7 protein-coding genes are annotated in these 13122 nt (G+C 64.3%); 2 read left to right on the top strand and 5 right to left on the bottom strand.

The annotated features are described in order from the left end of the window. Positions 1–40: 40 nt before the first annotated feature. A complete protein-coding gene (locus tag ACYOEI_RS15555) occupies positions 41–1768 on the top strand; it encodes a M3 family oligoendopeptidase (RefSeq protein WP_462850430.1) in 1728 nt (575 codons plus the stop codon). 54 nt (positions 1769–1822) lie between these two features. Here ACYOEI_RS15555 and ACYOEI_RS15550 read toward each other — a convergent pair whose 3' ends face one another. From ACYOEI_RS15550 to ACYOEI_RS15530, 5 genes are all read right to left on the bottom strand, one after another. Further along, complete coding sequence (locus tag ACYOEI_RS15550) at positions 1823–3001, bottom strand: sensor histidine kinase (protein WP_462850429.1); 1179 nt, start codon at positions 2999–3001, stop codon at positions 1823–1825. Positions 3002–3234: 233 nt separating this feature from the next. After that, complete coding sequence (locus ACYOEI_RS15545; protein WP_462850428.1) at positions 3235–4416, bottom strand: potassium channel family protein; 1182 nt, start codon at positions 4414–4416, stop codon at positions 3235–3237. Positions 4417–4601: 185 nt separating this feature from the next. Continuing rightward, positions 4602–8282 (bottom strand): c-type cytochrome domain-containing protein, encoded by a 3681-nt coding sequence (locus tag ACYOEI_RS15540; RefSeq protein ID WP_462850427.1) that lies wholly within the window; start codon positions 8280–8282, stop codon positions 4602–4604. A 111-nt stretch (positions 8283–8393) separates the two neighbouring features. Further along, positions 8394–10847: a DUF1553 domain-containing protein gene (locus ACYOEI_RS15535; protein WP_462850426.1), complete on the bottom strand. Its 2454-nt coding sequence runs from the start codon at positions 10845–10847 to the stop codon at positions 8394–8396. A gap of 100 nt (positions 10848–10947) precedes the next feature. Continuing rightward, positions 10948–12321 (bottom strand): DUF1501 domain-containing protein, encoded by a 1374-nt coding sequence (locus ACYOEI_RS15530; protein WP_462850425.1) that lies wholly within the window; start codon positions 12319–12321, stop codon positions 10948–10950. Between the two features lie 306 nt (positions 12322–12627). Here ACYOEI_RS15530 and ACYOEI_RS15525 point away from each other — a divergent pair, with 306 nt between their 5' ends. Continuing rightward, positions 12628–13011 (top strand): hypothetical protein, encoded by a 384-nt coding sequence (locus ACYOEI_RS15525; RefSeq protein WP_462850424.1) that lies wholly within the window; start codon positions 12628–12630, stop codon positions 13009–13011. Positions 13012–13122: the final 111 nt, after the last annotated feature.

Raw genomic sequence — 13122 nt, 5'->3', positions numbered from 1 at the left:
CCGTTGACCGTCGATGCACGGAAGGGATTGGTTCTGGCTCATGACAACGACTTCAAACGAATATCATCCCGAAACGTTCCCGAGGCTCTGGCTGCCGGCGGATGCCGTGTTGACGAACTGGGACGCGATCGAGCCCTGGTATCGCCAACTCATCGACCGCCCGATCGGCTCGACGGCCGAGCTCGAAGGTTGGCTCGCGGACGTGGGAGAACTCAACGCGGCCGTGGGACAGCTCGGCGTCGAGCGTTACGTCGCGATGACCTGCCAGACCGACGATGCCGAACGCGAGGCCGACCACCTCGCCTTCGTCCGCGAGATCGAACCGAGGCTCAAGCCGCTCCAGAATCAGATCCGCGAGCGTTACCTCGACTCGCCCTATCGCGCCGAGTTGCCCAGGGAGCGCTACCTCGTTTTCGATCGGGCCCAGGAGAATCGCCGATCGCTCTATCGCGAGGCCAACATTCAGCGCGAGACCGAACTCGCCGAGCTTGAGCAGCGGTATCAGAAGCTCATCGGCGCCATGACGGTCAATTTTCAGGGGCAGGAGCGAACCCCTGCCCAGATGGCCCCTTACCTGGAAGAGGCCGACCGCGAGCTGCGCCGATCCGCCTGGGAATTGACGGCGAGTCGTCGGCTCGTCGATCGCGAAGCCCTCGACGGTCTCTTCGACCAGATGCTCACCCTTCGAAGGGCGATCGCGGAGGAAGCCGGATTCCCCGACTACGTGGCGTATGCCTATCGCGTCCGCGAACGCTTCGACTATGGCGTCCCCGAGGCGGTCGCCTTTCAGAATGCGATCGAAAAGGTCGTGGTACCGCTGGCGCGTCGACTCCAGGAGGAGCGTCGCCTCGCACTCGGGGTCGACAGGTTACGTCCGTGGGACCTGAACGTCGACCCGCTCGGCCGTTCTCCGCTGCGTCCTTTCCAGGATGGCAACCACCTCGCGGAAGGGGCCGAGGCCATCTTCGCTGGAGTTGACCCCGAGCTCGGCCAGCAGTTCTCCTACCTCCGGACTCACGGCCTGCTCGACCTGGAGAATCGCAAGGGAAAGGCTCCCGGCGGCTACCAGACGACCCTCGAAGAGTCGCGACTCCCGTTCATCTTCATGAACGCGGTCGGCGTCGACGGCGACGTCCGCACCCTGCTTCACGAAGGAGGCCATGCCTTCCACGCCCTCGCGAGTCGGGCCGAGACGATCGCGGCGTACCGTGATAGCCCGATCGAGTTCTGTGAGGTGGCCTCGATGTCGATGGAACTGCTCGGGGCAAAGAATCTCGAACGGTTCTATGGCGACGCAGACTCCGATCGGTCGTACCGCCAGCTCCTCGAGGGGATCGTCCTCATCCTACCCTGGATCGCCACGGTCGACGCGTTCCAGCACTGGATCTACGCCAACCCCGACCACACCCGCGCCGATCGACAGGCCGCCTGGAACAACCTCCTCGACCGTTTCGGCGGCATCGTGGACTGGTCCGGCTACGAGGAGGCTCGAGCACACTCCTGGCATAGGCAGTTGCACATCTTCCTTTACCCGTTCTATTACATCGAGTACGGGATCGCGCAGCTCGGTGCGCTTCAGATCTGGGTCCGATCGCTGACCGACAGAGCCGGGGCCGTGGCCGACTATCGCCGGGCCCTGGCCGTCGGAGGTTCCCGACCGCTTCCCGAGTTGTTCACTTCGGCGGGAATCCGCTTCGACTTCCGCGAAGAGACACTGGTGCCGCTGATCCGGGCGATCCAGAGTGAGCTCGATGCGATTGTAACTTGAACGGGGAGGCGGTCCGAAGTTCACGCTTCGGACCCCCCGCCGACTTGAGAGGCGTCAGACAAAGGGGGCGGGGGAAGTCTCGGCGAAGGTCGGCGAAAGGCCGTCGACGCCCGCCAGTGCGGGGGACTCGCGACAGGCGGGCCAGGGGAGGCTGAGGATGAACCGGCTACCGGCGCCGGGCTCGCTTTCCACGGAGAGCTCGCCGCCGAGTTGATGGGCGAGTCGCCTGGCGATCCCAAGCCCGAGCCCGAAGCCTTTGCGGCTATCCCGTTCACGATTATGGATTTGGGTGAAATCGTCGAAGATCAGCGTCTGGTCCTCGGGCTTGATCCCTTCTCCGGTATCTTCGACGACGAGTTGGATCCCCTCGTCAGACTGCTCGGCTGCCATTCGGATATGGCCGATCTCGGTGAACTTGATGGCATTGTCGATGAAGTTCGACAAGATCCGTTCGACCTTGAGCCGGTCCATCGAGACGAACAGGGATTCGTCGCACTCGTAAAGCACGCGAAGCCCTTTCAGTTCGGCGTGAGGGCGAGACTGCCTCACGATCTGCTGGAGCATCTCCGCCACATTGATCCGTTCGACCTGAGACGGTTCCCTCGACCAGTCGAGCCGTCCGATCTCGAGGAAGCGGTCCAGGAGGTTGGCGGTCGTCCTCGCACACGCCTTGATCTCCGAGAGGGCCTCGCGAACCGCCACGGGATCCTCGGAATCAAGGCTGACGTCGGCGAGCTCGGCCTGGAGCATCATCCCATTGAGCGGGGTCTTCATGTCATGGCTGATCGCATTCAGGAAGTAGCTCTTTCGACGTCCTTCCTCGCGCGACTGTTCGAGGTCCTCGGCGAGCTTGACGGTGCGAACGAGCTCCTGGTAAACGACCTTGAGGTCGCGTGCTCGCCAGGCGTAGCGCCAGGTGTAATAAGCCAGGACGGTGAGGAAGACGTCGTAGAGCCTCCAGGCCGGCCAGAACATCTTGACGGGTATGAAGATATAGCCGCAGAGCCCGCAGAAGACGAAGATGTTTTTCAAATAGCACAACGCGTCTTTGGCGGGGCTTTGTTTCAGCATGGCCTCATTCCATCGCCAGTGCAGGGCGATGACGACGTAGCCCGAGGCAATGATGAAATCGAGGAGGACCGTGGATGTGATCCAGAACCAGTCGTCGCCCATACAGTGGGAGAGCGACATGTACCGCCCGTTCCCAGCGAACCAGTTCAATAGGCCGCTCATCGCCTTCATCTCCGGATTGAGGTGCGTCGACCTCCCTCTCTTTGCGAGCCGAAGGAGTCTCGATGTCGAGTCGCGGGCGCCGTCGTTCCTGGATCAATGCCGGGGTCATTTCCCGAAGACGGCGGCTGTCATAGCATTCTAGTGCAAGTTCTCGAAGCTTACGACAGAAATTAGGTTGAGGTCAAACGTAAACTCGCGACAACCGTGCCCGGTCGGGATGTTTTGATCGATCCTCACGTCCCGGAGTTCGAGCTAGGTGTGATCGGAGGAACAGTCGGCAAGGCTTGGGCTGAGTTGAGGAAGACCCGCCCGAGGAGGATGAGTTGGTCGTCGCGTCGGAGGGGCCCGGCCTCTCCCGCCACGGGGTTGAGGATCATCATCTCCCCGCGCTGGAGGCCGACGAGCAGGCAGGAACGTTTGTCTTCACGATACCTGAGAAACATACTCGAAATCTCGACGAAGTCCCGTCCGACGAGCTCCTCGGGGATCGGGAAGAGGTACATCTCGTTCGCGTCGCGTCCGACGGTCAGCAACTCTTGATAGACCCGGGTCATCCCGTGGTAGATCGCGGTACGGGCGAGGAGTCGAAGTCCGAGTTCGTCCGACGAGATGATCTCGTCGGCACCCGCCCTGAGGAGGCGGTGCCGGTTTTCCGGGTTGCGGCACTCGACGGCGATGTTCGGGAGGCCGCTCCCCTTGGTGATGTCGCGAATGGCGATACATGTCAGGATCGACTTGCCGTCGGCGTAATCGCCCTGCCGATCGTCTAGCAGGACCACGACGGAGTGCGCGGTCGAGACCCTTGCGCGGCGGAGGATGACTTCGTTCGTCGGGTCGCCCCTGACGATGTAGACGTCATTGAAGGCGGCGTCGTCCTGCTTGTCGGGGAGGTCGATCTGCTCGGTGTCGTCGTGGATGATCACGACGGGCCGCTTGTCCTGGATGATCTTGCTGTGGACCTCGCGGATCCAGGCGAGCCCGCGCGGGCCCCAGTTGCATAGGACGAGGTGGTCGTCCATCTCGAAGTGGGACACGTCGCGTCTCCGGAGTTGGTTCTCGACCAGGATCGAAGCCACGGTCCCCGTGAAGAGGCCGGCGAGGCCGACGCCGGTCCCGAGCAGGAGCATGGCGAGGAGGCGTCCGGCGAGGGTCTTCGGCGGATTGTCAAGGCCGCTGAAGAGCATCAACCAGACGCTGAAGAACGACTCGCTCCAGGTGTTGAATTGTTCGTTGTCGCCGCGCTCCGCCAGGTGGATCCCGACGCTGCCGATTAGCCATGCCAGCATCATCGCCGCGACGACCCGGAACGCCTGGTGCCGATTCCACTGGTGCAGCACCGCCAGCAACATCAGCCTGGCGTGCTTCGGCGCGTTGGTGACGACGGGGACGCGCTGGGGCCATGTCGGTCGAGGCATTCAGGCTCCCTGTGCGAGTCGTTGGAAAGGATGAGCCGCGTCAATCATGAGACGAGGCGCCGGTCTCGACGGGGAGGGAATCGAAGGCCTCGGGCGTCCATGGATGGTCGTTAGGGAACCGACTTCGGCCGATGTCGGGCTCGCTCCCTTGAAACGTTGAAGGTAACCCGAGTGACGGTTTTGGCTCAAGGCCGCCCTCTTGTCGAAGAGAGGCTAGGGGCCGCCGGACCTTGAGTGACCTCCAGGCTTATGGCCGGTGAGCTATGCTCCATCCCCGCGGCCTCGGCCCGACCGACCGCGAAGAATGGTCGCTCCATCGGCTTCACCCAGGGGTCGGCGTAGATCGTCACCGTCCTCTCGACTTGGGCTTCGGTCACGAGGACCCCGTTCAGGCCGATGTTCAAGACCCGAACCCCTTGGGGAAGGTTTCGGACGTCGATGGGGACACGTCCCTTAAATGCCGGCCCTCGATCGACTTTGAGGGACATCGTCACTTGTTGCCCGGGCCGGATCACGACCCGCTTCGGGGTCGCGACGACCGTGAGATTGGGCGCGGGGGTGACCGTGATCCATCCTCCGTCGGCCCCGCCCGGGTCGAGCTTGCGGACCAACTCGTCGCGTGTCGACGACGACGATTCCGGGCGTGTCGACGACGACGATTCCGGTACCAGGGCGCGGGCGACCGCGGTCCACGTAGGCGCCGAGTAAGCGGGGGCGGAGGCGTCGGCGGAGAGGGCGACCAGCGTCGTCTCCTCGCCCGCTTCGATCCGGCCGTTCGTCGCCGTCACTCCGGAAGGGAGTCCTTCGAGTTCGACGGCCACGGGTGCCTCGAAACCGTCGATCCGAGTGATGCTCGCGGTCAATAAGGTCGTTCCGCCCCGCGGCACGTTCGGGTTGTTCGTGTTCAAGGCGAAGGTGTAGCCGGGGTGAGGCTTGCGGACGACCAGGTGATATCCAAACAAGTGGCCGCCCAGGCTTCGGACGTCCTCGACGCGTACAAGGTACGTCCCGTCGGCCGGCGGGTCGAAGCTCAGTCGCGAGTCCTTTTGCAAGCCGGCACCACCGTCGTCGTTGCGGTAGTTCACCGTCATCGAGGGGACGCCGCCGGGGGGGAAGACCGAGCCGGGGGGATGGATCTCGACCTTGTAGATCGGCTGTGCCATCGGGTGGTGCTCGGGCGTCGTCTCGAGGAACGCCGATCGAGTCCCTTGCGCCGTCCACATCTGGCAGTCGTCGTCCGGGTTTCTTGGCAACGCCTTGATCCGGGTCAATTCCCGGCCGAAGAGGAGGAAGTCGTTTATCGCGAGGTTGTTCCAACGCGTCAGTCGAATCCCGCTCGCGGACGAGGTGTGGTCTCGGAAGGCGACCTCGGTCTGGTCGATCGGGCGGAGCACCGCGCGTGGGACGGGGTTTCCTTTCGCATCCAAAATCTCGATCACCGAGTCGAGCGGACTCCCCAGCCGACGACCGAAGACCTCGACGATCAGCCGTTGCCCCTTCTTCGCGTCGAAACGAAGGAAATCGACATCCCCATCGTGCTCGATCCTCCCGGAGAACCCGCCGGGCACCCCGAGCGACTCTGCCCCCTCGGGCCGATCGTTGGCGTCAGTCGAGCTCTCGACGCGTTGCGTGCCGTCGCCCACGACCACGGTCCGTCGGTTGATCGGCGAAGTCCCATCCGACCCGTGCGCGGGGACGTCGAGAATCTGGCCAACTTGAGTGTCGGCGGGAGGGTGCATCGTGATCTCCTCGGCCCCCCCCAGATTCAACCCCGCGACACGGACGGTCGAGGATTCTCCCGACCGAATACCAAGCGGGAAGACATCCGTGAGATAGGGAGACGAGGAGACGTTAATTCGATAAAAGTGATTGGCCGATCCCGCATAATCGGCGTCGGCGACCCGGAGGACCAGGTCTCCCTCTCGTGGCACGGTGACCGTCAGGACCGGGTCGGTGACACCATCAGGAGGGGCGGCTTCGGCGAGCGTCTTCCCCTCGGAGTCGAGAATCGCCAGCGAGGCGAGGAGGCCCGAGCCGAGCGCCTTGGCGACGACCTCCAACACGAGCGATTCCCCGGCCTTCGCGTGGAATTTGAAGTGATCGACATCCCCCGGCTTATCGATCGTCCCGATCAGTGTCGCCGGGAGCGAGATGGCCTTGGGCTTCGCCGGGTCGTCATTGGGCTCGACCTCCGCGGATTCGGCGTGGGGCGAGACCGCGAAGGATTGAAACGCCGGGATCCCCAGAGGAGTGGCCACGGTGAGCTGATGGTTCCCCACACGGGCGCTAGGTGCGATCGAGATGTCGACCTCGAGCCGATTGGGGTCGGGCTTCGCCGAGGGAAGGATCGTCCCGGAGAGCCCCGGTTCCGCGAAGATCAGCCGCGTTGTCCGGCCGACGCCGAGGCCGCTGAGTGTGACTCGTCGCGTCGTGCCCCGCGAGGCACCCTGGGGGCTCGGTGCGCCGAGGGTGGCGTTGCGAGCGAGCTCGGGTTTCGAGGGCGTCGGATTGGTCGTCGAGGCCGACTTGAGGTCTCGGGTAAGCTTCGTCGACGTGGCGTCGAAAATCGCGAGGGAGCCGTCATAGCGGCCGACCGCGAGGGCCCTGCCGCTCGGGTCGATGGCGAGACCTTGCGGCCAGTCGGACTGGTCGCTCAGCGCGGCCCGTGCCTTGAGTTCGGGGAGGTCCCAGAGTTTCACGTCCTTGTCCTCACCGCAGGACGCGAGGGTCTTCCCGTCGGACGAGACAATGAGACGGAGGATCGCCCCGTCGTGGGCGAAGACCGAGCGGAGCAGGGGGGCGGCTTCATCTTTGGCTCGCCAGGCGCGGATCGAGCGGTCGACTCCCCCGGCGATGACGAGATCACCGGAGCGGTCGAAGGTCACCGCGTAGAGCTCTGCCGTCGCGTCCGAGAGGGTTTTCGTTCGTGCTCCGCTGGCGACATCCCAGAGCTTGACCGTCCGGTCGGCCCCGGCCGTCGCGAGTTGGCGGCCGTCCGGTGAGAACGCCACGGAATAGACGGCGTCGGTGTGGTCCTTGAGCGTCCGGATCTCCGCCCGTTTCGCGACGTCCCAGAGCAGGATCAGACGGTCATAACTGGCAGTCGCCAGCATCTTCCCGTCCGGAGAAAGGGAGGCTCCGAGGATCGTGTCCGAGTGGCCGCGAAGCTCGAATCTCTTGGACTTCGAGGCGAGGTCCCAGGCGGTGATGCTGCCGAACATCCCGGGCCGACCACCCAGGGCGAATAGGGTCGCGCCATCCGGCGTCAACACGACCGTCGTCAAGGGGCCGGGATGGTCGTCGAGCGTGGCCTCGGGCTTGGCCGTCGCGGCGTCGTACAGGACGACCTTATGCCCTTCGGCGGCGGCGAGGAGCTTCCCGTCGGGTGAGTACGCGAGCGACGTCACTGCGTCCAAAGCCGGGGATTTGAGCGGGACGACGGGCAACCCCTTGAGCGGGTCGTAGAGCGAGGCGATCGGCGTGTCGGATTCCGAGGGGCCGTCGAACTTCGCGCCTTCCTTGACCCAACGCTCGAGGGTTTGGATCTCAGCATTTCTCAACGGCGGTTGCTTGTACGGCATCCGTGGCGACGCGTCGGGCCGCACGACTTCGATGAGCTCGCTGGCGTCGGCGTCGCCGGCCACGAGGATCGAATCACCTCCCGTCTTTCCCCCTTTCTTCAGCAGGGCGAACGTGGAGAGGTCGAGGCCCCCGGCCGGTTTCTTGGTGTTGTGACAACCCAGACACGACTTGACCAGGATCGGTGCGACCTGTTCGCGGAAGCTCACCGATTTCGGCGGCTCGTCGGCGGCGATCAAAGCGACCCCCAGCACGATGAGCGGGAAGGTCGGTCCGATGCGATCCATGGGATTCCCTCGCGAATGGCTCAGGGACGTCTCATCCAAAAAGGGCCGCGTCGGGCTTGATCGCGGGAAGGGACGAGCGTTGGGTCGGTCCAGTGGGTCTACCTTCGCATTTCAGTGGTTGAACAGGAATTCATTGCCCGTCAACGTGGCCCAGTACAGGTCTTCGACGGCCTGACGCCTCGCGTCGGCGGCCGCCTTCGGATCGCCCTGCCCGGCGGAGGCCTCGGCGAGGATCTGGTTGAGCTTCGTCCGCTCGGCGTCGGTCGGGTGGCGTGTCAGGGCGGACAGGAAGAGGCGGTCGAGGATCTCGCCGTCGGTCGCCTTCGACGCGAGGATTCGCGCGACGATCCCCTGGTCGCTCCGGAGTTTCTCATTGATCGTCGCGCCATTGGCGAGGTGCAAGGCCTGCGACATCGAAGGTTCCGACGATCGTTCGCACGAGCACGTGCTCACGCGTTCTGGCCTCCCGAACGAGCTCAGGAAGGTGCTCTCGAGTTTCGTGTCGGGCAGTTGCAGGCTCCGCCATCCCGAAGGGTAGCCGTTGAACGAGGTTGGAACGTCGGTGACCTTCGAGATCGCGTCGAGCAAAACCTCGGCCGGGAGGCGTTCGACCGGGTAGTGGCTGAGGAACTTGACGTCGGACCCGTTCCCGGCGAGGGGGAGGCTCGAACGGGCGTAGACGGCCGACGTCATGATCGTCCGAATCAGGTGCTGGATGTCGAAGTGATGGGCCTGGAAGTCCTCGACGAGCCAATCCATCAACGGCTCGTCGCTCGCGGGATTCGTGGCTCTCAGGTCGTCCTCAGGGTTGATCAACCCTTTCCCGAAGAAGTTCCGCCAGACGCGATTCACGATCGCCCGAGAGAAGTAAGGATTGTCGGGCTGGCCCAGCCAGTCGGCGAAGGATTCGCGACGGTCGCCGCGCCAGTCGAGGGAGACACCCTTGGCGTCGAGGGGCCGAGGCGTTTCGATCCGGCCCGTCCTCGGGTGGCGAATGTCGCCCTCGGGCGAGGCCATGACCACGACGTCACCCATCGAGCCGCCGTCCTTGAGCTGGACCCGGGAGAAGAGGTTGGCGACACCGTAGTATTGATCCTGTGTCCACTTCTCCATCGGATGGTTGTGGCATCGGGCGCATGTGAGCGAGAGCCCGAGGAAGGCCATGCTCGAACTCTCCGTCAGGTCGACGGGGTCGCGGTGCAGGACGAAGTAGTTGGCCGCGCCATTGCGCAGACTGCTCCCCTTCGCCGTGAGGACCGACCGGGCGAACTGATCCCAGGGGACGTTGTCGGCGACGGATTTGCGCACGAACCGATAGAACGACCAGACCGCGGGGGCCGGGAGCTTCTGAGACGAAACGAGCAGGAGGTCCGACCACTTATAGGCCCAGTAGTCGATCGCCTCGGGACTCGCGAGCAGACGCTCGACCAGGATTTTCCGCTTCTCGGGGTTCTTGTCTGCGAGGAAGGCATCGACCTGGTCGCCGGGCGGCAGGGTCCCCGTTGCGTCGACATAGGCGCGGCGGAGGAAGGCCGCGTCGCCGGCGTCGGGCGAAGGAATGATTCGGAGCGACTGGAGCTTGGACAGGTTCTTTACGTCGATCGGGTTATGGCGCGGAGCGTCGGCGAAGATCTTGGGATCGATCGTCGTCTCGTAGGGTGACGTGATCGTGGTTCGCTGGACGAGGCTCGCGTACCAGACGGTGACGGATGCTTCACCATGCCCTTCGACCTTCACCTTGCCGAGGTCGTCGACGTGGGCCACCGTGTCGTCGGTACTGGCGAACTTGGCCCAACGGGTGACGTCCTCGAGGTGCCCGTCCGAGAACGCGGCCTGGACGATGACTTGCTGAGTCTGCCCGACGGTGAGTCGGGCGGATTCGGGGAAGACCTTGAGGCCGACGATCGTCGACTCGTCCGAGCGGGGACGCGGCATGCCCGACGCGATCCACTCAGCGATGACACGGTACTCGAGTGAGTCAGGCGCAAATCGGACGCCTCCGCCGTGGTCGATGACCCCGGTGGGCTTGAGAAGCAGGAGGCTCTCGGCCGGGGCCGACTTCACGATCCGACGGCCCAGGGCTTGCCTCGTCAGGACGTCGTAGTCGACCTCCGGCCCGTATCCGCGCAGGGTCAGTCGGAAGCCGTTCTTCCCCGCGGCGGCTCCGTGGCAGGCGCCCGAGTTGCATCCAGTCTTCGTCATGACCGCGAGCACATGATTCTTGAAGCTCCAGGGGAACTCCTGGGCGATTCCCTCGACCGAGACCGAGGCCGTTGTCACCTCCGACCCCACCTTGGCGGAGATCGTGGCCAGGCCGTCGCCCACCGGAGTGAGCCGGCCATCGGCCCCGACCGCAACGATCTTAGGGTTGCTCGACTCGAAGACGGCCCGGGAGGTCTCATCACTGGAGAACGAATCGGCCGCGTGCCCTTCGACGAGGAGTTGCTGGTGGGAATTCGGGCCGACGAGGCGGATCGAAGCCGGCAGGATCTCGAGGCCGGCCCCGACGACCGTCCCGGTGGAGAGGGCGATGAGGAGGACCGTCGCGCAGGGGAGCCTGAGCATGAAGGAGGCCTCTCGGGGCGGTTTGGAGGGATGTCGTCGGGTGCTAGCGGGCCGGTGGGGATGGTCGGCGGACCTCGACCATGTCGAGGCCCGCGTCGGATTAGAACAATTCCTGGATCGGTTCGACCCCATGGTCGACGATGCGGAGCGGTCGCCCCTGGGGACCTGGGAGCTCGGTGTCGAGGCTGATTCCCAGCCCCTGGTAGACGGTCGCGGCGATCTCGGCCGGGGTCACCGGCCGATCCTTCGGGGCATACCCGGTCTCGTCGGACGCGCCGACGGCCTGGCCCCCCTTGATCGGCCCACCCGAGAAGAGCACCGTCCAGCACGCCGGATGGTGGTCGCGACCCCCCGCCGGATTCACCTTGGGGGTCCTCCCGAATTCACCGAAGGCGAGGATCATGGTGTTCTCGAGCATCCCTCGCCTCGATAGGTCCTCGATCAAGGCCGAGTAGGCCGTGTCGAAGTTCGGCCCGACTTCGTTCTTATAGCACTCGATCGGGCTGAAGGGGGCGGAGCCGTGGATGTCCCAGGTGATCTCGTTGAAAACGGTCTCGAACATGTTCACGGTCACGAAGCGCACGCCACGTTCGATCAGGCGTCGAGCGAGGAGGCAGCTCTGGCCGAATCGGGTCCGGCCGTAACGGTCGCGGAGGGCGTCGGGCTCGGCCTTGAGCTCGAAGGCCTCGCGTGCGGCCGGGCTCGACATCAGCTTGAAAGCGCCCTCGAAGTTCGCGTCCAGGAGCCTGGCGTCGGCCGACTGCTCGAACGCCGCGACCGACCCGTCAATCGCCGCCCGGAGCGAGCGACGACGCGCCTCGCGGACCGAGGTGACGTATTCGGGGGGGAGCAGGTCGGGGATCTTGAACGCCTTGTCGTTCGGGTCGGCGTTCAGGATGAAGGGGTCGTAGGTCTTGCCGAGATAACCGGCCGAGTGGCCGTGCGGCAGGTTGCCCCCGGTCGGGCCGATCGGCTTGGGGAGCAGGACGTTGGGGGGCATGTCGCCCTTCGCCCCTTCGAGTTTCGCCACCGTGCAGCCGTAGTGGGGGTGTTCGATACCCCCGGTAAAGAGTCGACCGGTCTGCATCATTTGATGCCCGGTGTCGTGGACGGCCGCGGCGGTGTGGTAGACCGACCGGACGAGCGCGACGCGATCCATCATCCTTGAAAGTCGAGGGAAGATCTCGCTCACCTGGATCCCCGCGACATTCGTCTCGATCGGGCGGAACGGCCCCCGGATTTCTTCGGGAGCGTCGGGCTTCATGTCCCAGGTATCGAGCTGCGAAGGGCCGCCGACGAGGAAGAGCAGGATGCAGTTCATCTCCCGGCCCTTGGCCACGGCCCCCTGGGCTTCGAGGGCACCCATCGTGGGCAGGCCGAGTCCGAGCGCGGCGAGAGAACCCGCGTGCAGGAAGTCACGACGAGTCAGGCCATCGCAGAAATGGACCGGCTTGGCGGCATCAATGCGAAACATGCGCGTGACCTCGGTAGGGACGTGCCACAGGCGGGTTGAACTTCGTTCACAGCCATGCTAACCGGCACGATTGGCGGGGTCAAATCTCGATCGCAACTCGATTTCTTCCCGTCACAACCTCCTAATTGATACGTCGTTGGAAGGGAAGGACTCGGAGTGCCGTTGTCAAGTGCGGAATCGTATGAGATTCCGAAAATCCGTTTAAGAATTCTCTGCACAAAGGGGTAAGGCATGGCGTACGATAGAGCGGTATCGCCAACCGATGTTGCGTCTTCCCGCACACAGTCAAATCCGGATTGATCGATCGTGGGCCGATTTCCCATCTCGCGCCATCCACTGGCTTACGCACTGGTCATGCTGATGGCATGGCCCTGGGGGCCGTTGCTCCTCGCGTGGGAAGCCTCCGTGGAATCGTCGGCCGAGCAGGGGACTTTTGTCGGAGGCCTGCTGGGTCGCCAGCTCCGTAACACCACCCGGCTGGAACGGATTGGCCCCGCGGCCCTCATCGTCCTCTCGCAGGGCGTCGATGAGGAAGAGGGGGACGACGATGGCTCAGGACTCGTCGAATCGGGCCTGAGTCTGCTGGGTTTCCCGCCTTCGGCGACGGCGATCGTCTTCCATCACGCCTACCCCCCCCGGATCGACGAATTTCCCCCCCCGGTCACGCACCTCTGCCGATTGCGGTGTTGAATAGCACCTCGCGTCTCCCGTCGCATGCGAGACTTTCCGGCCATCGAGCTCGTCGACTCGGCCCGTGAAATGCTATTCATCCGTCATCCATACTCTTGATGTCCTTCGCCG

It is taken from the genome of Singulisphaera rosea, assembly GCF_054877945.1.
The sequence above is the reverse complement of the archived record's forward strand: the minus strand, read 5'-3'. Positions and strand labels throughout refer to the sequence as shown.